Annotated in this window: 25 protein-coding genes and 1 pseudogene; 10 read left to right on the top strand and 16 right to left on the bottom strand. The window is 62.6% G+C overall.

All coding sequences use genetic code 11. The annotated features are described in order from the left end of the window. Positions 1-32 precede the first annotated feature (32 nt). Both ABID59_RS07665 and ABID59_RS07660 read right to left on the bottom strand, forming a co-directional pair. Positions 33-791: a TetR/AcrR family transcriptional regulator gene (locus tag ABID59_RS07665; protein WP_148753859.1), complete on the bottom strand. Its 759-nt coding sequence runs from the start codon at positions 789-791 to the stop codon at positions 33-35. 148 nt (positions 792-939) lie between these two features. Further along, positions 940-2,094, bottom strand: coding sequence for a patatin-like phospholipase family protein (locus tag ABID59_RS07660; protein WP_354082968.1), 1,155 nt, complete (start codon positions 2,092-2,094; stop codon positions 940-942). A 229-nt stretch (positions 2,095-2,323) separates the two neighbouring features. On the opposite strand from ABID59_RS07660, the gene tgt reads away from it, so the two are divergent. Continuing rightward, entirely contained in the window at positions 2,324-3,472 is a 1,149-nt protein-coding gene (gene tgt / locus ABID59_RS07655; protein ID WP_148753821.1) for a tRNA guanosine(34) transglycosylase Tgt, read from the top strand. A gap of 1 nt (position 3,473) precedes the next feature. Here tgt and ABID59_RS07650 read toward each other — a convergent pair whose 3' ends face one another. Continuing rightward, positions 3,474-3,692, bottom strand: a complete 219-nt coding sequence (locus tag ABID59_RS07650; protein WP_148753822.1) for a hypothetical protein — start codon at positions 3,690-3,692, stop codon at positions 3,474-3,476. A 223-nt stretch (positions 3,693-3,915) separates the two neighbouring features. Between ABID59_RS07650 and cysK the strand changes: the two genes are divergently transcribed. Together cysK and ABID59_RS07640 are read left to right on the top strand one after the other, a co-directional pair. Continuing rightward, a complete protein-coding gene (gene cysK, locus ABID59_RS07645) occupies positions 3,916-4,893 on the top strand; it encodes a cysteine synthase A (protein WP_354082967.1) in 978 nt (325 codons plus the stop codon). Between the two features lie 3 nt (positions 4,894-4,896). Beyond that, positions 4,897-5,139, top strand: a complete 243-nt coding sequence (locus ABID59_RS07640; protein WP_148753824.1) for a BrnA antitoxin family protein — start codon at positions 4,897-4,899, stop codon at positions 5,137-5,139. 72 nt (positions 5,140-5,211) lie between these two features. On the opposite strand, the gene ABID59_RS07635 is transcribed toward ABID59_RS07640, so the two are convergent. Both ABID59_RS07635 and ABID59_RS07630 read right to left on the bottom strand, forming a co-directional pair. Further along, the gene (locus ABID59_RS07635) at positions 5,212-6,639 is read right to left on the bottom strand and encodes a caspase family protein (RefSeq protein ID WP_148753825.1); all 1,428 of its coding nucleotides are present in this window, start codon (positions 6,637-6,639) and stop codon (positions 5,212-5,214) included. A 203-nt stretch (positions 6,640-6,842) separates the two neighbouring features. After that, complete coding sequence (locus tag ABID59_RS07630) at positions 6,843-7,712, bottom strand: DMT family transporter (RefSeq protein ID WP_354034371.1); 870 nt, start codon at positions 7,710-7,712, stop codon at positions 6,843-6,845. A gap of 153 nt (positions 7,713-7,865) precedes the next feature. Between ABID59_RS07630 and ABID59_RS07625 the strand changes: the two genes are divergently transcribed. After that, on the top strand, positions 7,866-8,264 hold the full coding sequence (locus ABID59_RS07625; protein ID WP_354082966.1) for a RidA family protein: 399 nt from the start codon (positions 7,866-7,868) through the stop codon (positions 8,262-8,264). A 53-nt stretch (positions 8,265-8,317) separates the two neighbouring features. On the opposite strand, the gene ABID59_RS07620 is transcribed toward ABID59_RS07625, so the two are convergent. The 3 genes from ABID59_RS07620 to ABID59_RS07610 form a co-directional block, all read right to left on the bottom strand. Further along, positions 8,318-8,863, bottom strand: a complete 546-nt coding sequence (locus ABID59_RS07620; protein ID WP_354082965.1) for a hypothetical protein — start codon at positions 8,861-8,863, stop codon at positions 8,318-8,320. After that, positions 8,808-9,158 carry a hypothetical protein gene (locus ABID59_RS07615; RefSeq protein ID WP_354034373.1) on the bottom strand — a complete coding sequence of 117 codons (351 nt, stop codon included), beginning with the start codon at positions 9,156-9,158 and terminating at the stop codon, positions 8,808-8,810. Before ABID59_RS07615 ends, ABID59_RS07620 begins: the two co-directional genes overlap by 56 nt. 183 nt (positions 9,159-9,341) lie before the next feature. After that, positions 9,342-9,929, bottom strand: coding sequence for a formyltransferase family protein (locus tag ABID59_RS07610; protein ID WP_354082964.1), 588 nt, complete (start codon positions 9,927-9,929; stop codon positions 9,342-9,344). 282 nt (positions 9,930-10,211) lie between these two features. Here ABID59_RS07610 and ABID59_RS07605 point away from each other — a divergent pair, with 282 nt between their 5' ends. Both ABID59_RS07605 and ABID59_RS07600 read left to right on the top strand, forming a co-directional pair. Further along, positions 10,212-10,400, top strand: coding sequence for a hypothetical protein (locus tag ABID59_RS07605; RefSeq protein ID WP_246230141.1), 189 nt, complete (start codon positions 10,212-10,214; stop codon positions 10,398-10,400). Between the two features lie 169 nt (positions 10,401-10,569). Next, on the top strand, positions 10,570-10,806 hold the full coding sequence (locus ABID59_RS07600) for a hypothetical protein (RefSeq protein WP_148753832.1): 237 nt from the start codon (positions 10,570-10,572) through the stop codon (positions 10,804-10,806). Positions 10,807-10,812: 6 nt separating this feature from the next. Here the strand turns inward: ABID59_RS07600 and ABID59_RS07595 are convergent, their stop codons facing one another. Then, positions 10,813-11,115, bottom strand: a complete 303-nt coding sequence (locus tag ABID59_RS07595) for a hypothetical protein (RefSeq protein WP_148753833.1) — start codon at positions 11,113-11,115, stop codon at positions 10,813-10,815. A gap of 131 nt (positions 11,116-11,246) precedes the next feature. After that, positions 11,247-13,295: an acetoacetate--CoA ligase gene (locus ABID59_RS07590; protein ID WP_354082963.1), complete on the bottom strand. Its 2,049-nt coding sequence runs from the start codon at positions 13,293-13,295 to the stop codon at positions 11,247-11,249. Between the two features lie 912 nt (positions 13,296-14,207). Here ABID59_RS07590 and ABID59_RS07585 point away from each other — a divergent pair. After that, positions 14,208-15,053 (top strand): c-type cytochrome, encoded by an 846-nt coding sequence (locus ABID59_RS07585; RefSeq protein WP_246230143.1) that lies wholly within the window; start codon positions 14,208-14,210, stop codon positions 15,051-15,053. A 120-nt stretch (positions 15,054-15,173) separates the two neighbouring features. Here the strand turns inward: ABID59_RS07585 and ABID59_RS07580 are convergent. Beyond that, positions 15,174-15,651 (bottom strand): annotated as a pseudogene (locus tag ABID59_RS07580) (tyrosine-type recombinase/integrase). A gap of 322 nt (positions 15,652-15,973) precedes the next feature. Between ABID59_RS07580 and ABID59_RS07575 the strand changes: the two are divergent. Beyond that, positions 15,974-17,041, top strand: coding sequence for a serine hydrolase domain-containing protein (locus tag ABID59_RS07575; protein WP_354082962.1), 1,068 nt, complete (start codon positions 15,974-15,976; stop codon positions 17,039-17,041). A gap of 316 nt (positions 17,042-17,357) precedes the next feature. Here ABID59_RS07575 and ABID59_RS07570 read toward each other — a convergent pair whose 3' ends face one another. The 4 genes from ABID59_RS07570 to ABID59_RS07555 form a co-directional block, all read right to left on the bottom strand. Further along, complete coding sequence (locus ABID59_RS07570) at positions 17,358-17,885, bottom strand: hypothetical protein (RefSeq protein WP_148749349.1); 528 nt, start codon at positions 17,883-17,885, stop codon at positions 17,358-17,360. Between the two features lie 119 nt (positions 17,886-18,004). After that, complete coding sequence (locus ABID59_RS07565; RefSeq protein ID WP_354082961.1) at positions 18,005-18,499, bottom strand: DUF302 domain-containing protein; 495 nt, start codon at positions 18,497-18,499, stop codon at positions 18,005-18,007. A gap of 62 nt (positions 18,500-18,561) precedes the next feature. Continuing rightward, complete coding sequence (locus tag ABID59_RS07560; protein WP_354082960.1) at positions 18,562-19,437, bottom strand: alpha/beta fold hydrolase; 876 nt, start codon at positions 19,435-19,437, stop codon at positions 18,562-18,564. 109 nt (positions 19,438-19,546) lie between these two features. Further along, positions 19,547-20,317 (bottom strand): alpha/beta hydrolase, encoded by a 771-nt coding sequence (locus tag ABID59_RS07555; protein WP_354082959.1) that lies wholly within the window; start codon positions 20,315-20,317, stop codon positions 19,547-19,549. A 216-nt stretch (positions 20,318-20,533) separates the two neighbouring features. Here ABID59_RS07555 and ABID59_RS07550 point away from each other — a divergent pair, with 216 nt between their 5' ends. Further along, positions 20,534-21,496, top strand: coding sequence for an AraC family transcriptional regulator (locus tag ABID59_RS07550; protein WP_187434630.1), 963 nt, complete (start codon positions 20,534-20,536; stop codon positions 21,494-21,496). Between the two features lie 165 nt (positions 21,497-21,661). Here the strand turns inward: ABID59_RS07550 and ABID59_RS07545 are convergent, their stop codons facing one another. Then, positions 21,662-21,889, bottom strand: a complete 228-nt coding sequence (locus ABID59_RS07545) for a hypothetical protein (RefSeq protein ID WP_354082958.1) — start codon at positions 21,887-21,889, stop codon at positions 21,662-21,664. A 257-nt stretch (positions 21,890-22,146) separates the two neighbouring features. Between ABID59_RS07545 and ABID59_RS07540 the strand changes: the two genes are divergently transcribed. Continuing rightward, positions 22,147-22,872 carry an outer membrane protein gene (locus ABID59_RS07540; RefSeq protein ID WP_354082957.1) on the top strand — a complete coding sequence of 242 codons (726 nt, stop codon included), beginning with the start codon at positions 22,147-22,149 and terminating at the stop codon, positions 22,870-22,872. The last annotated feature ends 161 nt before the right edge of the window (positions 22,873-23,033 follow it).

Genomic DNA, 23,033 nt, shown 5'->3' with positions numbered 1-23,033 from the left:
CCTGGGGACAAATCGCCAGTTTCACGGAAATGTCAGCGGGAAGGGCGGCGCCGTTGGGGCGCTTTGGTCGTGTCTTTGGACGTGCTTTGCACGCGGCCGGCAGGTCCGAGCGCACCGGCCAGGAACAGCTTGATCGCCGCGCGCATCCGCTTCTCTGCGGCCTTGATCTCCATCGGCGTGCCGAACGTCGCCATGCGGTGAGTGTGGCCAACGACGACGTCGAGGAACACTTCGGCCGCGATCGTGGTGTCGTCGACATCGAGCGCGCCTTGCGCCACCAGATGGTCGAAGAAGCGCGCGGTCGTCGCCACGGCCTTCAGCCAGCCTTCTTCCTTGCCGAGCTTGGCGATGTCGGGGAAGTTGATCGCCTGTGACGTCATCATGCGGCTGAACGCCATGGCGTCGGGCCCGCAGGTGAAATTGAGCATTTCGCGCCCGATCTCCACCAGTCGCTGCTCGACCGAAATGTCGGATGAGCTGCCCAGCTGCGTCTCGGCCGCAGCCGACAGCGGCGCAAGCCAGCGCGCAATCTCACGCCTCAGCACCGCCGTGAACAGCCCGCGCTTGTCGCCGTAACGGGAATAGACGGTCGGCTTGCTGACGCGAGCTGCTTCCGCCACCGCGTCGAGCGAGGTCGCATCAAATCCGCGATCGAGGAACAGGCGGGTGGCAACCTCGATCAGCCGCTGATCGCGCTCGATCGCAGCGCTCTTGGTCGGCCGGCCGCCACGCGATTTCGAGGCCTCGCGGCGTGGTGCAGCCGTTCTTGTCCTGGTCGCAGCCAATCCCATGCCCAATGATATGCCCAATGATTCCTGCGCGATCGTGCCAGTGATCATTGTTCTATAACGCGCCGCGACCGGGCCGTCATCGCGAATCTGGCGGAATTGGCCTTAGCGTCAACGGTCTCGCTGCGAACGCCGTTCCACGACGCGGTTGTCACGGCATCCGCGAGGTCCAGGCCTGGCCGCCTGCCGCTTTCTCGTATCCATATTGGTAGAGCGCCCGCATATAGCCGGTGTCGAAGCCTTCGGACGGGGGCGCCGGATAATCGCGCTCGATGTAGGAGAGATGGAAGCCGAGGTGGTTGCGCTGGGCGAAGTCATAGGTCGAGAAGATGATCGAGCGCGTCTGCGATTGCGTGATCGAGGACAGGCTGCGTGAGGCGACATCGATCGTGCTGTTGGCGACGAGCTCGAAGTTGCGTTCGATCTTCTTGTTGACGAGGATGTAGATGTCCATCTTCGCCTTATCAGGCAGGCGCCCCTGGAGCAGCAGGGCCTCCGGCAAGGTCAGCACGGGCGCCGTCACGCCGCCATCGACATGCATCTCCTGAAATTTGCGGCCCTGGCCTTCGGCCTCGATCAGGATCGGCGGAAACACCAGGGGGATGCTGGCGGACGCCGCCATCACGTCCCGGAACAGCTTCAGCGCGTCGGGCGTGCCGACCGCCGCGATCTTGCCCATGTCCCAGATCGCGGTGCGCTGGGTGTCGAGATCGGTGGTGACCACCAGCAGCCGCCGGCCCTTGGCGTTCTCGCGGGCGACCTGTGCCATGATTTCCGGCCCGACATAGCGCGCGACCAGCTCGCGCAGCCGCGTATTGCCGAACAGGCCGGAGCCGAACAGCACGCGGATGATGCTGGGATCGTTCAGCAGGCTTTCGGCGATGCCGCTGGTGTAGAGCTCTCGAAGCGTGTCGTCATATTGGGATCCGAGGAAGGCAAAGGGCGCGATCAGGCCGCCGGTGCTCACGCCCGAGACGGCGGAGAATGTCGGACGGTTACGCGCCGCGGTCCAGCCGTTCAGCACGCCGACGCCATAGGCGCCATCGGCACCGCCGCCTGATAGCGCAAGATAGGTTCTGCTTCCGGTTGCCCTGTCCTGCTCGAAGCTGAACTTCGTGATGGGCTCGTCGGCGTAGCGCCGCAGGCCGTCGATATCGAGCACGCGCGAAGCACTCGCATCGGCCGCCGTATACGGCGTGCGGGGGAGCGAGGTGCAGGCGGCGAGTGCCAGGCTGCACGCGAGTGCTACCGACCTGATCAGGCGGGCGCCTGTCCGCTTTGTCCAGCCATCGGGGAGGCTGGACATCTCAGTCGAACAATTGGGGAGGGGCATCGGTCGGTGGCTGACGATCACGCATCTACGGCCGCCGGCGATTTGCCGCGGCGTCTCGTCCAGCCCCCGCTATTAAACTATACTGTATCGTTTTATTTATCAAGCGTGACCGGTATCACGTCCGCGTCAGCGGTGTTCCAGTCTGGGGCATCGCGGTCCGGGCGGGTTGATCGGCATGTCTCGACACGCAATAAGCACCGCCATGAGTCTCCCCAATGCTGGTCTACCCAATCATTTCGAACTGCTCGCCACCGATGGCTCGGCGCGCGCCGGCCGCCTGACCACGCCCCATGGCGTGGTGCGGACCCCGGCCTTCATGCCGGTCGGCACGGCCGGCGCCATGAAGGGCATGCATTGGCGCGAGGTGCGCGATGCCGGCGCCGACATCGTGCTCGGCAACACCTATCACCTGATGCTGCGTCCGGGCGCCGAGCGTATCAACGCCCTCGGCGGCCTGCAGAGATTTACCGGCTGGAACGGGCCGATGCTGACGGATTCCGGCGGCTTCCAGGTGATGTCGCTGTCGGACCTGCGCAAGATCAGCGAGCACGCTGTCACCTTCCGCTCGCATATCGACGGCGCCAAGATCGAACTGTCGCCGGAGCGCTCGATCGAGGTGCAGCGCCTGCTCGGCTCCGACATCGCGATGCAGATGGACGAATGCGTGCGGCTGCCGGCGGAGCGCGACGACATCGACCGCGCGATGCTGCTGTCGCTGCGCTGGGCCGAGCGAAGCAAGCGGGCCTTCGAGAGCGCGCCCGACGGCTACATGCTGTTCGGCATCGTCCAGGGCGGCGACATCCCTCAGCTGCGCCATGCCAGCGCGCAGGGCCTCGTCGAGATCGGCTTCCACGGCTATGCGATCGGCGGGCTTGCGGTCGGCGAGCCGCAGGCGGTGATGCTGGCGATGATCGACGAGACCGCGCCGGCGCTACCGTTGGACCGGCCGCGTTATCTCATGGGCGTCGGCACGCCGGACGACATTCTCGAGGCGGTCAAGCGTGGCATCGACATGTTCGATTGCGTGATGCCGACGCGCAATGGCCGCCACGGCGTGGCCTTCACGCGCTTCGGCCAGGTCAATCTGCGCAACGCGCGCCACGCCGACGATCCGCGTCCGCTCGACGAAGAGAGCTCATGGCCGTCGGCGCGCAATTGCGCGCGCGCCTACCTGCACCATCTCGTCAAGGCCGGCGAGACGCTTGGGGCGATGCTGCTGTCCGAAATCAATATCGCTTACTACCAGTTCCTGATGCAGGGCATCAGGGGCGCGATCGCACACGGAACATTCGACGAGTTCTATCAGCGTACGCGCGAGGACTGGGCGAGGGGCGACATCGCCCCGCGCTAGATCAATTGCACACGAGCCGCTGTTTGACAGCATGCTTGGTGACGAAGCCGTAACCGCAGGTGTCGCAGGTCCAGAGATAGCTGATCACGTGGTCCGAGATATAGGCGGAAGCTTCGGCGGCGACCATGGAGTCGGCGCAGACGGGACAGGTGGGCAACTCGCTGCAACGCGGATCGCCCTTCAGCGTGACGGTCGACAACACTTCAGCGACTGCTGACATCGTGGTGACCTCTCTGCTTCGAGACCTAAGTCTAACATAAGCAGAATCAGTTGACGAGGTCGCAACACAAATGCGTTGATTTTCTGATAACTAGACCTCACGCGATTTTGCGATGCAGCGTATTTAACGTGTGCAGCATTGTCGCTTGCGTGTCGCCGCAGGCTGTCTCTAACTGTGCAAAAGCCGCGACAGAAGCGCAATTCGTTGCCACAGGGAGTCCATCATGGACGCATCGTCCAATACGGGTGCCGCGCACCAGCCCGGCCGCGGCCGGATCTACCCTTCGATCGTCGAGGCTTTCGGCGACACGCCGATCGTGCGTCTGTGCCGGCTGCCCGGCATGCACGGCGTCAATGCGACCATTTTGGCAAAGCTTGAATATTTCAGTCCGGCCGCGAGCGTGAAGGACCGCATCGGCGCGGCCATGATCATCGCCATGGAAAAGGCGGGCATCATCAAGTCCGACACGGTGCTGATCGAGCCGACCTCCGGCAATACCGGCATTGCGCTCGCCTTTGTCGCCGCCTCGCGCGGTTACCGGTTGAAGCTGGTGATGCCGGAATCCATGTCGATCGAGCGGCGCAAAATGCTCGCCTTCCTCGGTGCCGAGCTGGTGCTGACGCCGGCCGCGCAAGGCATGAAAGGCGCGATCGCGGCGGCCGAAGAACTTCTGAAGACGACGCCGAACTCGGTGATGCCGCAGCAGTTCAAGAACCTCGCCAATCCCGAGGTGCATCGCCGCACCACCGCGGAGGAGATATGGAACGACACCGCCGGCAACATCGACTTCTTCGTCGCCGGCGTCGGCACCGGCGGCACCATCACCGGTGTCGGTCAGGTCCTGAAGCCGCGCAAGCCCTCTTTGCGGGTCGTCGCGGTCGAGCCCGAGGAGAGCCCGGTGCTGTCGGGCGGCCAGCATACGCCGCACAAGATCCAGGGCATCGGCGCGGGCTTCGTGCCCGACATTCTCGACCGCTCCGTGATCGACGAGATCGTGAAGATCAACTCGACCACGGCGATCGAGATCTCGCGGGCGCTGGCGCGGCATGAGGGCATTCCGGGCGGCATCTCCTCCGGCGCCGCGATCGCCGCAGCGCTCCAGATCGGCAAGCGGCCGGAAGCTGAGGGAAAAACCATTCTGGCTATAGTGCCGTCCTTCTCCGAGCGGTATCTTTCGACGGCTCTGTTTGAAGGAATCTGAGAGATGGCGGATCAACCACCGAGGCGGCCGCGGACATTGGGCGACGCGCGGTCGGAGGCCGAGGCAGCGTTCAAGAAGGTGACGGCCAAGGTGGCCGCGGCGCCGCCGAAGCCGAACGTGGCGCCGGGGATCAAGGAGCAGGTCACGCTGCGCATTGATCAGGATGTGCTGGAGTTTTTCCAGGAGGGCGGCCCCGGCTGGCAGGATCGTATCAATGAAGCCCTGCGCAAGGCCGCGGGGAAGTAGCTTCCTCCCAGCGAGGACGTCCGACGAAAAAAGCCCGGCGGCGAGCCGGGTCTTTGTGTTTGCGATCAGGCCTCAGCGGCGGAACATGCCGCCCATCATGCCGCCGACGACGCCGCCCATGAAGGCCGCGCCGGCGTCGCCGCCGCCGCTGTGACGGGGCGCAGGTGCGCTCTGGGCCTGGGCGGGGGCACGTCGGGCCGGCTTCGAGCTGTCATCGCTTGCGGTCGGCGTCGAGGCGACGATCTCGGACAGCAGGGCCTTGTGCTGGAGCTTGTTGAGGAAGCCCGTCGACGGATAGCCGCGGGCGGCCTGCCAGCGCTTGAGCACGGTCCGGGTCTCGTCGTTGAACGCGCCGGTCACCTTGGTGTCGAAGCCGAGGCCGTTGAGGCGGCGCTGCACGTCGCGGCGCTGACCCTTGTCGAGGCCGATCTGGTCCTCGGTGAGCTGGCTGGCATCATCTGTGAAGGTCGCCGGATCGACGCCGGCATTGAGGTTGCGGGTCGTGGTCGACGGACCGTTCTGGATCGCCGCGAGCCGTGCCAGCGCCAGCGCCTTGAACTGGCCGTTCGGATAGGCGGAGAGGTAGGCGTTGAGCTCTTCCGGCTTGTTGGTTTCCTTCACCGAGCGCCAGTACTCGAGCTCGACACCGTCGGAGCTGCTGCTGGCCGCAGCCGCCGGCGTGCTGCTCGAGGCGGCGGCCGGTGCGGCGTTGGCGACCTGCTGGGTCTGCTGCGCCGGGTTGAGATAGACGGCGCCGATCAAATTGGTGTGGCCCCACGGCAGCTGGCCCTTGTGGGTCTCTTCATTGACCTGGGCGCGCACCGAGGTCATCGCCTGCTGGATCTCGACGCCGGGCTTGGTGATGTTGTCGATCAGCGCACGGGTGAACGGGCTGTTGTTGCCCTCCTGGCCATCGAGTGCCGTCTGGCCCGGGCCGGTGGCGAACGCGATCAGCGTGCCTTCGCCGGACTTCATTTCAGCGAGGCCGCTCTGCACGTTGACGCTGCGGGTCGCCGAGTTCGATTTGATCTTGGCGGCGAAGGGATTGTCGCGGCAGGCGTCGAGGAACACCAGCTTGACCTTGGCATCGCCCATGGTCTGGTCGAGCGTCAGATCGATGTTGATAGCGGCCCCCAACTTGACGTCCATCTCCGACTTGATGTCGGCATCGACCGGCAGGAGATAGTTGCTGCCACCGACGGCGATGCCGTGACCGGCATAATAGAACACCGCGACATCGGAGCCCTGCGCCTTGCGGCCGAAGTCGAGCAGCTTCTCCGTCATCTGGTCGCGGGTGAGGTTGGATCCTTCGATCACTTCGAAACCGACATTGCGCAGCGTCGATGCCATCGCCTTGGCGTCGATCGGCGGGTTCGGCAATTGCGCGACGTTCTTGTAGGCGCCGTTGCCGACGACGAAAGCAACGCGGCGGTCGGCCTTGGCGGCGCTGACCGACAGCGCCATGCACATCAGCGAAACGATGATGGTGAGAGTGCGCATCTGAAATCCCCAACAGAATCGAATGACAGGCAGCAACAAATTGGGGTCGAATCTATACGAAAGCGCCCGGCTTCGCGCCAGCAAAACGACCGTTCACCCAACCCGTTGACCTGTGACCGAGGATGCACGATGGAGGTGCCCCTCCAACGTGATCCAAATCACGCTCGACCACCTTGATTTGTCGCCTCAGGCCGTGCAGCGGTTCACTGCGCGCGGGCAGGAACGGCCGGCTTCAAATTCAGCAGATTACCGAACAGGATCAGGGCCGCGCCGAGCACGGTCCAGGCGTCGAGCCGCTCGGAATACAGCAGCCAGCCGGCCGTGGCGGTAAGTGGGACCCGCAAGAAGTCCATGGGAACCACCACGGTCGCGTCCGCGTAGCGCATCGCGCTGGCGAGGCAGTAATGCGCGAAAGTGCCGCAGACCGAGATGACGGCCACCCAACCCCAGACATAGGTGGGCGGCCACGCCCAGACGTAGAGCGCCGGCAGGAAGCCCGCGACCGACTGCACGACCAGCATCCAGAACAGGATCGCCAGCGCGCTTTCGGTACGGGTGAGTGACTTGACCAATGCCATGGATACGCCGAAGCCGATGGCGGCGCCGAGTGCGATCAATTGGCCCTGATTGATCTCGCCGGCCGCCGGCCGCACGATGACGATCACGCCGACGAGGCCGAGCACGATCGCGGCGATCTTCCACGAAGTCATGCGCTCGGACAGGAAGCTGGCGGCGAGGATTGCGGTCCAGATCGGCATCGTGAACTCGATCGCCACCACCTGGCCGATCGGAATCAACGTCAGCGCAAAGAACCAGCCGAGTTGCGAGACGTAGTGGATCAGGTTGCGTGCGACGTGCTGGGGCAGGCGCGTGGTCCTGAGCGTTCCGTAGCCGCCGGCGCGCCGGATCATCGGATAGAGCATGCAGAGGCCGAGCAGCGATCGTACCAGCATCACCTGGAAGACGTTCATCTCGCGCACGGCCTCGCGCCCCGCGACCGCCATGACCAGCGTCAGCGACAGCCAGCCGGCCATCCAGAATGCAGCCATCGTTTTGGACGGTGTTGTGCTCATCGGGCAGGGTGCGGGAGAGTTGATGATCCTGAGGGGAGGGTCGGTATCGGCGACATCACCACGGTTTGCAACGGCCAGATCCGCGGGTGCAGCGTTGCAGGACAGCGTGCTAAGGCATCAACGATCAACAAGAAAATCGGGAGATCTCCGCTCATGCGTATCTTGCAGCCAGCCGAATGGAAAAAGCCGCGCGGCTTCTCACATGGCGTGGTGGCGGAGGGGCCGGGCCAATGGGTCGTGCTGGCCGGGCAGACCGGCGGCGACGAGGCCGGCAATTACGAGCCTGATATGGCCGCCCAGGTCGCGACCGCGCTGAAGCGGATCGTCAAGCTTCTCGCGGAGGCCGGAGCCGGCCCCGAGCACATCGTGCGTCTGACCTGGTATCTGACCAGCCGGCGCGAATATGAGGCCGCAGGCGCCGGCATCGGCGCCGCCTGGAAGGAAACGCTCGGGCGCAATTTCCCGCCTTCGACGCTGCTCTATATAGGAGGCCTCGTGGACGATCGCGCCAAGGTCGAGATCGAGGTCACGGCGTTTGTGCCGAACGCATAAAAAAATCGATCCGGCGATGTCGCCGGATCGATCGTCCCCAAGCGAGGCTCGCCTTAGCGCGACATCGAGATGTTGGCGCCGCGGAATTGGCTGTCCGCGCGGATCGTCACGGTCTGCTTGCTGCCGCTCGTCCTCAGCGCGATGTTGGCGTTGAAGCCGGCGGCCGAGGCGACCACCTCGAAGTTCCCGCCGCCGCCACGGCCCAGCAAGGAGCCGCTGATATTGCGGCTGGCCTCGCTCCAGCTGCCGCTGATGGCGCTGCCCTCGGCCTTGACGTTGGCCGCGAGGTTGAACTTGTAGGCGTCGCTCGCGCAGGTCAGCGACATCTCCATGGTGGGACCGATCGGCGCGTATTTGGCCCGGCAGCGGATCCGCTCGGTCGAGCCGTCATCGAGGATGGCGGTGCCGCCGCCGCTCCAGGTTCCCGCCATCGGGGCGAACGGACCGACCTGGGCCTTGCTTTCAGAATTGGCGATAGACGCCACAAACAAAACGGCGGCCGTCGTGAGCAGCCGCCGGCTGAGGAGGTTAGTCCCGAATAGTTTATTGGCGCGATGCTTCCCACCGCCCGCTGCACGGTATGCCTGCAGATGCTCCATTCCACTTCCCCGATCCGGCGTTGCCGCTGAGTTGACCGTTGGCATATGCACCATTGATCGAAACTTTAACAAGACCCTCACGGCCGATGGTGCCGGAAACGTTAGCGCCGGGGGCGGTAATCTTGCCGTCGGCAACCGTCAGCATCGAGCTTGCGGTCGGCTCGCAGGAGCCGGTCTTCGTCACGATTGTGACCTGCCAATTGCCGTCAAACGGGGTCTGGGCGACCGCGGGGGCGGCGAGCGTGGCGGTAATAACTGAAGCGGCACAGAACGCCGCGATGCGACCAAAACGCATGAATTCCGTCCTTGAATTTGTCTGATATGCTGACGCTTATTCGGGCGAAATGTGACGGAAATTTGGTGCGACGCAAAGTCGAAAATTGTTCCTGTGGAAACAATAGTTTATTTGTGTTTCCAGCCCCAATTTTCGAAGCAGAATCAATGCGGCTTCACGTTAATCGTTAACGTCAGGGGCGACTCACGAAAGACTTGGCGCCGAGGTCGCGAACTGCTCGTCCTGAATCTTGGCCGGCAGCGCCTTATGGACCTTGGCGTAATCGATCACGTCGGCCAGCAGCTTGAGGCCGAGCGGGGCCAGCGCACGCTCCCAGAGTTCGCGGGCGGTCTCGCCCTTCTTGACGAAGCACCAGTCCTGGGCGGCGATGGCGCCGGCGTCCATACGGTCGGCGAGGTGATAGATCGTGCCGCCGGCGATCGGATCGCCTTCCTTGATGGTCCATTCCACTGCGGCCTTGCCGCGATGACGCGGCAGCAGCGACGGGTGATAGCCGATCCCGCCGAACTTCGCGGCAGCCAGCGCGTCCTTGCCGATCCGGGCGTGGCTGTGGGCCGTGATGATCAGGTCAGTGTCGGGGGCGATCTCGGAGGCCACCACCAGCTTGGGATTGGCCTGCACCGCGACCTCGATGCCGGTGGCCTTGGCGGTCGCGGCGAGGCGGTCATCCGCGTCGGCCACCACGACCCGCACGACCCCGACGCCGTGTTCGCGGAGCATGTTCAGGGTGGTCACGCCGAAATGGCGGGAGCCGACGAGGGTAATGCGCATGGGTGTGTGATCCGTTTCGCAGGTGCGTCATCCCCGATAACACGTCAGGCCGCCCTGTCACTACCCGCGCGGCGTTTGCGCCGGTTATCAACAATGCGAAGGCCGCGGGGACGATGAACTCGGCATTGCGCCGTCGGCCGTTCCGGTGCTTCCATGGGCGCATTGCGATCTGCCCGGAGCGAGCACATGCGATGCGCGTGGTTTGTCCTTCTTGCGGTCCTGATTGCGGCCGCTCCGGCCCAAGCCGGCGGACCTTATCCGGCAGTCCCGCCCGAAAACGGGGTGGCGCCCTTCATCGGCCCGACCTGGGATGCCTATCGCTGCGCCGAGGGGACGATCTACAATTTCTACCACGGCGCCTATTACGGCGAGGAGCCGCCGGCGCTCTATCGCGGCTATGCCTACAGGCCGTACTACCGTTACAGCGCCTATCGCAAATGGCCGCGCAAATATTTCTGCGTCACGGACTAAACGTTGCCGCACGGCCACGCCATCACGAAATCATGAAACGGTAACGCGTTCTCAACTTCGCCGTCGTATCGACGAATCCGTCGCGGATTTGTATTGCGTACCGCGACACCAAAAATGTCCCGCCGGCGTGGGTGCGCGCGCCGCGGGCTTTTTTGCCGGGACCGATGTCATGCCGAACGCCATTGAGCAGATCGTGGACGCCTATGTGCGGCTGAAGAACCGCCGCGGCCTCGACGAGCTGATGATGCACAGGCAGCGGCTCGCGGTCGATCTGAAGAGCAGGTCAGGCAGCTTCGATTTCAGCCTGCCGATCGGCAAGATCGACGAGGAGATCGCGATCATCGAGGCCGGACTGGCCAGGCTGGCGGCGGATGCACCCGAGCTTGGTGCGACGCGGTTCCGCTAAGTCTGCTCAGTCGCGCCGGCCGCCATCGATCACGGTGAACAGCGGCCGCGCCGGGGTCGGTTCGACCAGCAATTCCTCCACCAGCGCCGTTGCCGCATCGACATATTTGCGCGTCGGCTTGTCGAGCTCGCGTTTCGCCTCGTCATCGAGCGCGACCTTGGCGGCTTCGACCAGCTTGCGCATGCGCACTGCGTGGTCGTCGCCCGCCGTCAGCGTCGCACGCGCCAGCGAGCGCAGCACGAACAGCTCGCCCTCGAGGCGGAGCAGGCGGTCGTTGAGCCTGGAGAGGACGGCGTTGAGGTCGGCCATGGCTTGCGGTTCGTTTGCAGGGGATCCTGACCCGTCTAGCGACGATGGGTGAACGGAGTGCAAATGCCGACGGTGCAATTGGGCCGATCTGCCGCGTCCCTGATCGCTCCAATTCCGGCGGCGGCCGAGGTTTACGCGGCGGTTCGCGCCAGATAGTCGCGGGCGAAAGCGAGATACCAGTCGAGGCAGGCCGGATTGGCCATTGCTTCCTTATTGATGACTTTCTCGACGGGCTGGCCGAGCAAGAGCTTCTTGATCGGCAGCTCCTGCTTCTTGCCCGACAGCGTGCGCGGGATCTCGGCGACCGCAAAAATCTCATTCGGCAGGAAGCGGCGTGACAGGCCGGCCTCGATCGCCTTGTTGATCTTCGCCTGCATCGCGCCGTCGAAGGCTGTGCCCTCGCGCAGCACCACGAACAGCGGCATGTAGCTGTCGCGGCCGAGATATTCGAGGTCGACGACGAGGCTATCGAGCACCTCCGGCAGCGCCTCGATCGCGGAATAGAGCTCGCTGGTGCCCATGCGCAGGCCATGCCGGTTGATCGTCGCATCGCTGCGGCCGTAGATCACGCATGAGCCGTCCGGATTGACCTTGAGCCAGTCGCCGTGGCGCCACACCGGCCCGCGGCCGCTGCCGTCGAAATTGTCCGGGTAGGTCTCGAAATAGCTCGCGAGATAGCGCGCGTTGCCCTTGTCGTTCCAGAAATAGAGCGGCATCGACGGCATCGGCTCGGTGCAGACGAGCTCGCCGACCTCGTCGATCACGGCGCGGCCCTGTTCGCTGAAGGCTTCCACCGCTGCTCCCAGCAGGCGGCACTGCATCGCACCCGGCGTCTGCGGCAATTCGCGGTTGCCCCCGATGAAGGCGCCGGCGAAATCGGTGCCGCCGGAGATGTTTGCCCACCAGATGTCGGCCTGTGCCTCGCTGCCGTTGGTTTTCGACAGCGCCGCGAAGCGATCGTTGAACCAGGCTTGCGTGTCGGCGCTGAGCGGCGAGCCGGTCGAGCCGAGACAGCGCAGCCGCGACAGATCGCCGGCAGCCGCGAGATCGATCTCGGCCTTGGCACAGTTTGCAAAGAACGCCGCGCCCGCGCCGAAGAAGGTCGCTTTCGATTGCGCCACGAAGCGCCACGACGTGGTCCAATCCGGCTTGTCCCTGGTGCCGCCGGGGCTGCCATCGAAAATGCAGCAGGTGGTGCCGCTGAGCAGGCCGCCGACCTGCGAATTCCACATGATCCAGCCGGTCGAAGAGTACCAGTGATAGCGCTCGCCGAACGAGTTCTGGTGATAGGAGCAGCCGATGTCGTTGTGCAGGCCGAGCAGGGCCAGCACCACGATGACGATGCCGCCATGGCCGTGCACGATCGGCTTGGGCAGGCCGGTGGTGCCGCTGGAATAGACGATCCAGAGCGGATGATCGAACGGCAGCCACATCGGCTCGAACGCGTCGATCGCGGCGCCCGTCCTTGCGGTGATGTCGGAGAGCAGGGCGTCCGGTGCGGCAGGAGCCGTGGCGTCGCTGTGCAGAATCACATGCTCGACGCTCGGCAGCGATCGCCGCAGCTCGGCGACGACATCCCTGCGGTCATGCCTGCGTCCGGCATAGGTGACGGCGTCGCAGGCGATCAGCACCTTCGGCTCGATCTGCTTGAAGCGGTCGATCACGGCGGGCGCGGCCATGTCGGGCGCGCACACGCTCCAGACCGCGCCGATGCTGGCGCTGGCGAGAAACGCAATGATGGTCTCGGCGATGTTGGGCAGATAGGCCGCGACACGGTCGCCGGGCTTGATCCCCGTGTCCTTCAGATGCAGCGCGAGCGCGGCCGCCTTGCGCTTGAGCTCCGGCCAGCTGGTCTCGCGGAGCTTGCCGTCCTCGCCCCCGCTGACGATCGCGGGCAGGCCGGCGGCATGCGCCGCGTCGACATGCCGGAACACCTGCCGCGCATAGTTGACCTGCGCACCGGGAAACCACACCGCGCCCGGCATCTTGCGCTCGGTGATGACGGCCGCAAACGGCGTCGGCGATTGCAGATCGTAATAGTCCCAGATGCTGCGCCAGAATGCATCGAGATCGCGCACCGACCATTGCCGCATCTCCTCGTAATTCGCGAAGGTGAGGCCGCGCTGCGTGGCGAGCCAGCTGCGGTAGAGGGCGATCTGGGGGACGAAGGGAGCGGCCATTGGGTATAGGCTTCGGTTGCGGGCAGGTGAGTCTATGTCGAAAACAACCCCATGCACAGTAGCGAGGGCACTGAAACCATTCGCCATATTCAGTTGGTGGCAGGGAGACGCTTCTCGGACCTGGTCGAACGCGAACAGCCCACCGATATCGCGACTGCGCGCCGCGTAGCGTCATCTGGATTTGACACGTCGGGCAAAACACTGGCAAAGTGGCATCATCGAAAAATTTGAAACACCCGCGCGGAGAAATCCGCCGCGGGTTTTTTCATGTCGGAGCAGTTGCCATGTTCAAAGGATCGCTATTGTCGTCCGCAACGAGCAACGCAGGTTCGCTGGCGAAATCCGGATTCGACTGGGAGAGCTGGCCGCGCTGGATGCGCGAAGCGTTTGCAATTCAGCCTGATGCTACAGCGCCGGCAAAGCCGGAAACCGCGGCTGCGCCCGCACGCGTCGATCCCGCAAGCGTGCGACGTCTCACGCGCATGCCATCGCGTTCGTGAGACCCTGACAACGTTGACGAACCGTTCGACCAGGTTGCGATCGCGTGATGCCATTGAGGACACGACGGTCGCTAGCCCGAGGAACGCCACGCGGCTTGTTCGGCAGCATGGGCTTGATGGCAATCCATTCATAATCGGCGAGTTGGTTGCGCTGAAACCGTCGGAAATGACCCAAAGGAGACGTTGCCAGCTTGGCAGGCCGCTATTAACGTGGTGGGTGCCTTGGCGATCTGTATTTGATTAGAGGCAGCAAATTACCTATGGCCCGATATGATTTGTCGGAATAGCTGACGCCTGTAGTTGAAATTTCATTTGATCGAAGCCGATTGAAGCGGTCGGCTCATTACGAGCGCGATGTTCCGCGCGCATAATAGAATAGATCTATTTGACCAAAACATTAGGGGAAACCAGCATGTTTAGACTCTTTATGACGTCTGTCGCCGCTGTTGCCATCACCGTCAGTGTCGCCCGTGCCGATTCCGATCTGGTCAAGCGCGGCGATTATTTGGTCAACGGTATTCTAGCTTGTGGCAATTGCCACACGCCGAAGGGCCCGAACGGTGACGTCGTAGAAAAGTCGTTCTCCGGTGGCGGGTCCTGGGACGAACCGCCGTTCAAGGTATCTGCCGCTAACATCACCCAAGACAAGGAGACCGGAATCGGAAACTGGACCGACGCCGACATCAAGAAACTGATGCGCACCGGGGAAACGCCGAAGGGTGTGCACATCGCTATGGTCATGCCGACCGGCTTTTACCACATTATGACTGAACACGATCTGGACGCTGTCGCCGCATACTTGCGTACAATCGCACCGATCCATAACGAAGTGCCTGATCCGATTTACAAGATGCCGCAAGTCGAAAACGTCCTGCCCGGCGGCGAAAAGCCATTCACGGAATCGATGATGACCGATAGTGCGAAAAAGGGTTTCTATCTTGCCACCATTGCACATTGTATGGCGTGCCATACGCCGGTGGGACCAAGAGGTCGCGAGTTCACCACCAAACTGGGGGCGGGTGGCTCCGAATTCCGCGGCCCTTGGGGTGTCTCTGTTTCCCGCAACATCACCCAGAGCAAAACCAACGGGATCGGAGGATGGACTGACGCCGAGATCAAGCGCGCTATCACTCAAGGAATCAGCCGCGACGGCAGTCGTCTCAAGCCACCGATGGGTTTCCACTACTACGCCATGATAGCTCCGGATGATCTTGATGCCGTGGTCGCCTATCTGCGCACGGTGACGGCGCAGGACTGACGCTCGAACTGCATCCAAAGGCCAAGTTTTAGCCGGTCTCGCCGCAGTCGGCTCTTTTGACCGCTTGACCCACAGCCGCCAAAAATGGAGGGCAGAGCATGTCCGCTCTGCCCGGGAAGTTCAGACGTCAAGTTGTTCTGCTATTGCGAGCGCGTCATCGACCTCGTTTCCCAGATACCGAACGGTGCTCTCGATCTTGGTGTGCCCCAGGAGGAGCTGCACCGCCCGCAGATTGCCTGTGCGCCTGTAGATCAGGGTTTCCTTTGTTCGGCGAAGTGAATGCGTTCCAAACAGATGCGCATCGAGCCCTATACCCCTAAGCCAATCAGATAACAGCCGCGCGTATTGCCGAGTGGTCAGGCAGCGGTCAGGTCCTCACGTCATCGACTTTCAGCGCGACGACGTCACAGCCACGAAGTTTACTATCGATCGCAACGTTGAACCGCGCCAGGTCACGGTTCTGGCCTTCGACCTGAAGCTTCGTGCGGATTGACCAAACGTGCTTCGGCCGGAGTGGCGGCTTAGCGCCGACGATCTTTCCCTTATTCCACGGCATCTGCTTGGAGACGTTCGCAGTGGTGCTTGGGACATCTGTCATGATGACCTCCTTCGTTAATGAGGTTGGCCATTCTCAACCGGCAATCCTCGGATCTACGTCGGCTTTCAGCGGATTGGAGACGTACTTTGGTCTAGTTCCATCGATCGAAAGGACGAGAATGACCCTGAGCTGACCTTGGCTTCACGCCTCGAAGCGATAGAATTTGTTTGGCGTAGTTGACCTTGATTGTTTAGCGCCGAAGAGACAACCTTTCGTTCTCATTTGGGGGTGCAACGTGATAAGCAGCGTGGGTCGACGCGCCGTCATTCTCGGTAGTGGAGCATTGCTGCTGGCCGGGTGCGGTTCAGCAAGAGGGGCCGCGATGACCTCGGAGAGCGTGTCGGACAGCCCTGCAGATCTTCATGACGGTTGGCGTGTCGGAAATCCTGCACGACATGGGTTCGACCCGATGCCGCTGCATGATATGCGTCGGCGCGTGGCCGACGGCCGGCTCGACAACGTCCATGCCATCATCGTCGCGCGCGACGGTGTGCTCGTGTACGAGCAGTACGCTGCCGGGCGGGATCAGTATGGCCTTGAGCCGGCCAAGCACACAGTGTTCGACGCGGCGACGAGGCACAATGGCAACTCGATGACCAAAAGCGTGACCTCGCTTTTGGTCGGCATCGCCCTGCAGCGTGGATGGATCACAACTCTGGATATGCCGGTTCTGGACTTCTTTCCCGAATATGCCGATCTGCGCACGCCGGAGAAGAGCGCGATCACACTGTATCATCTGCTGACGATGTCGGACGGCCTTGACTGGTCCGAGTTCAAGCAGCCGTTCGACAGCTTTCCCAAGATGCGTGGCGCGAAGGATGCCTATCGCTACGTGCTGGAACAGCCGATCACTGCGCCGCCGGGGCGTACCTACAACTACAACAGCGGCGCGACCGAATTGATTGGTGCTGTCTTGCACAAGACGAGTGGCAAGTCGCTTGAGGTGCTGGCCAAGGACGAGTTGTTCGCGGCGCTGGGCATCGAGGATGTCGAATGGAATCGCCGATGGCCGGATGGCGAGCCGCAGGCGAGCGGTGCGATGCGGGCGCGCCCGCGCGACTGGGCGAAGCTTGGTCAATTGGTGCTGAACCGCGGTGTTTGGAATGACCGGCAGATCGTCCCTTCGGCCTGGATCGCCGACTCCATCAAGCCTCACAACAACGGACCGGGACTGTTCCTCTACGGTTATCATTGGTGGCTCGGGCGCTCGTTCTGCCGTGGACGAGTCGTCGAATGGGCCGGTGCGATGGGGTGGGGCGGTCAGCGTTTGATGATCGTTCCGGATCTGGACATGGTCGCGCTGGTCCATGCATGGCTGCCGAACCGAATGGACCTTCCGGAAACCATTTTGCTAAACGAGTTTATCCTGCCTGCGGCGATGCCCTCCTGATCGGCAGGGGCGGTGCAGTTTGCCGCAGCCTAACAGCGCCTTATGTCGCTGACGATGTCCGGTTCTGTGCCCACCGCGGCTGCGCCCGTACGCGTCGATCCCGCAAGCGTGCGACGTCTCACGCGCATGCCATCGCGTTCGTGAGACCCTGACAAGGTTGAAGAACCGTTCGAAAGGTTGCGATCGCATGACGCCCCGGTTGGATGCGTACGGAGGCAGAAGCAGACATCCGCCAGCCGGCAATCTCCGATGAAACCGTCGAAAATGACCAGAATCCGACCTATCGGCTTCGTGCCGAACAGTTGAGGCCTCGCGCCTAACCCTTCACGGCGGGTACGGGCGGCACCGGCAGAATGATTTCGGAAGCGACCTTCCAGTCCTTCCCGACGCGAAGCCAATTGATGATCATAAGAAACGGCTTGGCTGTTCCATCCTGCCCCGCATAAGAGACCGTGATGTTCATCGGCACGTAGGACTCGGCGACGTCGCGCGTCAGGCCGACAACCTTGAGCTTCGAATAATCGGGCTCGAGCACGACCGGACCGGAGCTGCCGATATCATGCAGCTTCTGATCAATCGCCTCGTTACCCCAATAACCGGCCCAGTTGCCCTCGGACTGGATCGCGCTCTTAGCCACCAATAAGGTCGAGGGCGATTGCCAGAACATCTCATGCAGAGCCTTGAAATCGTGCTTGTTGGCCAATTCCATCAGCCTGCCGAACTCCGACTTGATCGTACCAAGGGTCGTAGAATCGAGCGGCTCCTCCTTGACAGCGGAAGCAGCCCCGACAGTGCCCATGGACAGCGCCATGGCGGTGAGAGTGGTAAGAAGAGTCTTGTACATGCGGGAATTCGCTTCCAGGTCGGTGGCTATGGGTCTGGTTCACATCACAACGATGCCAGTCACTTTGCGCGATGGATATGAGACACTCACTTCCATCGGCCGAGCACGGCTTCAGGACGTTAACTTGTACATTCGCGTAGCAAAGTTGTGATTTTCGCATCGAGAGCTCGGGCGACGGCGAGGGCTTCCGAACTGCCGTAATGCAGCAGGTAACTCTCCATTTTGTCATAAGAGACGTGAACGCCATCGGGACGCTCGTCAATGAGGACCGTGACTGGCGCGTAAGATCCAGCATCGGGCGCGTGCCTGACCATTTCTTTCATGATGAGCGGATTGCCGACCACAAGCCGTATGAGCTTAGGCGTCTTGGAGTCAGTTTCGCGACGCAAGATGTCGCCCAAGTCGAACTCCGCGAAGAGCATAAGGTCGGTGTGGCCCACGCCGCTTTGTACAATGCGCTCTAGATCCGGGAAGGATTTTGCTGCCCTCGTCGCCCTAAAAAATTCGACAATGTCAGGCTGACCGACCGCCGACTTGAGCGCAGCCACGACAGCGTCGAAAGGTTTTGAACTCGTGAGGCTGAAGCGCTCAACTTCGAATTTTTGGATTGTCATCTTATCTTCCGTCCCAACTCTCATGGTTGAAGTGGCTCGATCGCATCGGAACGTACCGGGGATCACGCAACCGAGGGCGGAGCGTCCAGGAAAGTCCGGACGTGGCTGACAAAGATCTCGTGGTGCTGAAACAGGGCGCCGTGCCCTGAATCCGGATAGAGGACCAGTTGAGCGTTGCTTAGTTCCCTAGACATCGCGTAGGCGTTGTTCGCGGGCAGCATGGTGTCGTGGCTGCCGCTGACCACCAGAGTGGGTTGGCGGATGGCGCGCAGAATGGCGTGATCGGGATCAGGTGTGGCGCACCAGGTGATCAGCGCCTTGGCCTGCGGGTCGGTTACCGCGCTGCCGTTATCGATGTCTCGATCGTTTTTACGAACCTGCGTCCGCTTCAGGAACGCCAGGCCGGACGACCGGCTGGCGGACGACTTCGTGAAGAACAGCGGCAGGCGAGGGTCCGGCGCACCGGTTTGGGAAAACGCCTCTTGGAGAACTGCTAACAAATGTTCCTCTCCGCCTTTGGGCGCAGTGCCGACGAGGATGAGCTTGCGAACCAGCCGTCCATGCTCGGCGGCGATCTGTTGGGCGACGCAGCCGCCGAGGGAAAAGCCCAACAGGTCGACTTCGGAGAGGCCGAGCACGTTGATGAAGGCGACTGCATCTCTCGCCATCGCTGCGATATTGTCGGGCGTTTGGCCAGTCGAGTGACCGACCCCGGCGTTGTCGAATGCGATGACAGGGCGATCGGAGGCGAGAGCGTTGAGGACGGCGGGATCCCATGCATCGATGTTGCCCGAGAAGTGCTGTAGGAAAATCAGCGGCGTTCCAATCGCAGGGCCGAGGCGGCGATAGGCGAAGCGGATTCCGTGGCCTTCGACGTAATGCGTCGGCGCCGTCTCAAGCGTGGCGACGTCTTCGTTCGCGATGGCGAGTTGAGTCATGTTATCCTCCGGATGCTTGGCATGAAATAATCGAGTGGGGGAAATGCGTTCTGCATTCCTCTGAGCGAGCCGGTGCGCTCCCGGCGCGAAAGCGCCGGGAGCAGTACCGTCACTTCACGAGCGCTGCCTTTTCGATGACCTCAGCGACTTGCTTCGCATGGACGACGAGCGAGGCATGGCTGCCGGCGACTTCCGTTATCTGCGCCTTCATCCTCGCCGCGAACAACTTCTGGGCCTCGGGCGCGAGCAACTTGTCCTTGGTGCTGATCACATCGAATGTCGGCTTGTCGCGCCAGGCCGCAATGGTGACCGGTGCCTCGAACGCAACGTGATTTAACGGAAGTTGCGAGGCAGCCAGGTGCGCGGCGATCTCCGGGGGAAGATCAGCCGCGACCGCGGAAGGAAACACCTTCGGGTCGATGTAGAGGTTGCCCTTGTCGTCGGGATGAATAGCGTTGCCGCCTTCGGTCGGCGGGCCGGCTTTGGACAGCGACGCCAGAGACTCTCCGACGTTGGGCGCGAACGCGGAGACATAAACCAGCGCCGAAACCTTGGGATCGTCCCCTGCTTGCGTGATGACGATCCCGCCCCACGAATGGCCGACCAGAACGGTCCTGCCGTCCTGCTTCGCGAGCGCCTGCTTGGTGGCATCGACGTCCGCGGCGAGCGAAGTAAGCGGATTTTCCACGAGCGTGACGTTGTAGCCTTTCTTCGTGAGAATATCGGCAACGGGCTGCCAGCTCGTCTGGTCAACGAAAGCGCCGTGCACGAGCACGATATTGTGGGCTGCTCCCTTGGGCAGTTCGGCGGAGAAGACGGAGCCGACCAATGTCGTGCCGGCCAGGAGTACGGTGGCGGCTGAGAGGAGGATATTTCGCATTTGATGGTTCCTGTTGGTATGTCGGACGAACTCGGTCCGGGGAAATGGACAGGCGTTTCCAGCAAGGTCGCGGTTCTTCCATCTGCCATCGGCGAAATGGTTGCCGCTCGTAACGTCGGCCCGCCGCGACCTCACCTATTCCGCGGCCCTTTCGGACGATAGGCATCAATCGTCCGGATGTTGTGTCCGATCGTCCGTCGGTCTAATCTCGGCGGCATGGACATCCTCGCCCAAGTGCTCGATCGAGTTCGTCTCGGTGGGACGCTGCTCTTTCACTTCGAGCTCGGCCATCCCTGGAATCTGGAGTTACCAGAGCGCCCCTACGCCCTGTTTCACTATCTCAGCCAGGGCTCGGCGACCCTCGCGCTCCGACAGGGACAGGAATTCAAGATGACCGAGGGCGATTTTGTCGTGATCACGCGCGGCGAGCCCCACGTGTTTTATTCGGATCGCAGGGCCAAGCCCTTGCGGATTACAGATCTCGATCGAGCGTCGTCGCGGTTTGGCGTCATTCGTCACGGCAGCCGCGCAAAGCCGCTCTCGACCATGATTTGCGGCAATTTCACGGTGTCCCGGCCGCTGTTTGGCAGCGTGCTGGAGTTACTTCCGCCCGTGCTCCTGCTGAAGCCGACCGCAGACGGTGGTTGGCTTGAAGCAATCCTGCGCCGCATGGTCACCGAGTCCGCGCTCGAGCGTCCTGGCCAACGCGTCGCGCTTTCACGATTAACGGAAGTGCTGTTTGTCGAGGTGCTCCGAAGCTGGATCGCGTCTCTCAATCCCGGACAAGGCGGCTGGCTCGGGGCCATATCTGACCCGCATATCGGACCGGCGCTCAAGCTGATTCATGAAAACCCGGAGCGGCCCTGGACCCTGAGCGACCTTGGCCAGCGCGTGGGGCTCGGCCGCTCGGTATTTTCGGCGCGCTTTACCAAGCTCGTCGGCCAATCCATGCACCGTTATGTGATCGAACGCCGGATGGCGGAAGCGGCGTTCCTGCTGGAAACCAGCGATGAGCCGATCGCGCGAATTGCGAGCCGTGTCGGTTACGAGACAGCGGCGGCATTTTCGAAGCTGTTTCACCGGCATCACGGACTGTCGCCCGGCCGCTACCGAGCCTCTCGACGCGCCGACGGAGGCCATGCGCAATCTGACGCCGCGGAAGCGCAAGTATCCTATTGACCTCGAGCAAGCGCGCCGTCGCCATGTCTGCTATAGGAGCAAAGCGGACGTAGTCACCAGTCACACGATGCCGCCGGCTTTGCAGGCACACTGCCTAGTTCTGGCCGCGCGAATCCCGGGGCGATCGTTGCAATCAAGCTCGGCCGAATTGCCAGCCGCGCGAGCCTACCAACCCACTCCCGCCCATCGCCGTCCAAACACCGTCGGCTTGGTCTTCACCGCCGACCAGCCGAAGAAATGATGCTTCCCCGACCAAGCGTGCACCACGCCGCTGCAGATGCTGCATTTGAACTGACCGGAATGCGGCTCGGCGTGCTCTTCCCTTGTCGCAGCGTAGTTCATGCTGCAACCGGGGCAGGTGAATTCTTCGATCGTCCAGATGCTGTTGGCCATTGCACCGCAAGTGTTTTTGGGACCTGGCGCAAGCGTAGGTGCGAGCCTTTGCATCGGCGTAAACCGACCCTCGGAAATCCGGTTAATCGTCGTTAGCCAAACCCGCTATTGTCGCGGAATTTGCAGGATTTCCCGATCTCCGCAGCGCTGGTCAGTCCAAATCGCGCCCCGGTCGGTCCAAGCGCCCCCTTCATCGGACAGGTAGATTTCACCCATCGCCCCGGTCGGGACGGGCGAAAGTCATTGGGGATGAGATCATGGGCAAGAAACTGATTTTGACGACTGCGCTGTTGTCGCTGGCAACACCGGTCTTTGCGGCTGACATCATCGAACCTGCGCCGGTGGTCAAGGCGCCGATCGCGCCGGCTCCGATCTTCACCTGGACAGGCTTCTATATCGGCGCCCATGGCGGCGGCGCCTGGAGCAAGTGGACCGGCATCGATCCGACCGATCCCGCAGCGACCTGGAGCTCGGTTTCGGCCAGCGGCGGCGTGGTCGGCGGCCAGATTGGCGGCAACTACCAGGTCAGCAATTTCGTGGTGGGCCTCGAGGGCACCGGCGCCTGGTCCAGTATCACGCTCAATGCCGGCGGCCCGTTCGGCGGCGGTGCCGGCTTCAACCTTTCGCTCAAGAACGACTATATCGCCACTGTCGCTGGCCGTTTCGGCGTCGCCTTCGACCGCGTGCTGCTCTACGCCAAGGGCGGCGCTGCCTTTACCCGCGACAAGTACAGCGCCAATAACGGCCTGGCCGGCGCGCTCGCCGGTTCAGCCAACGGCAGCTTCAACCGCACCGGCTGGCTCGCCGGCGGCGGCGTCGAGTGGATGTTCATGCCGAACTGGTCGGTGCGGGCCGAGTACAACTATCTGGGCTTCGGCGCCCTCACCGAGCAGCCCGTGACGACGGGCAATCTGGTGGCCTCGCCCGCCAATGTGAAGCTGAACATCCAGACCGGCACGGTGGGCGTCAACTATCACTTCTGAGGGCTCGTTCGGGCACCTTCGTCACCGCAGCGTCATCTTGAAGCACAACGCGGCCGGTCCCCGACCGGCCGGAGGCGCACCCGGTCGTCTTGACGCCCGGCTCCTGGCTGGCAATAACCCTAGCCCGCGCAAGTGCCGGAACCCGGGTTGATGCCGCAAGG

This window comes from Bradyrhizobium sp. S3.3.6 (genome assembly GCF_040546905.1).
Taxonomy (GTDB): Bacteria; Pseudomonadota; Alphaproteobacteria; order Rhizobiales; family Xanthobacteraceae; genus Bradyrhizobium; species Bradyrhizobium cytisi.
Note: the sequence above shows the minus strand (reverse complement) of the source record. Positions and strands in the feature narration are given on the sequence as shown.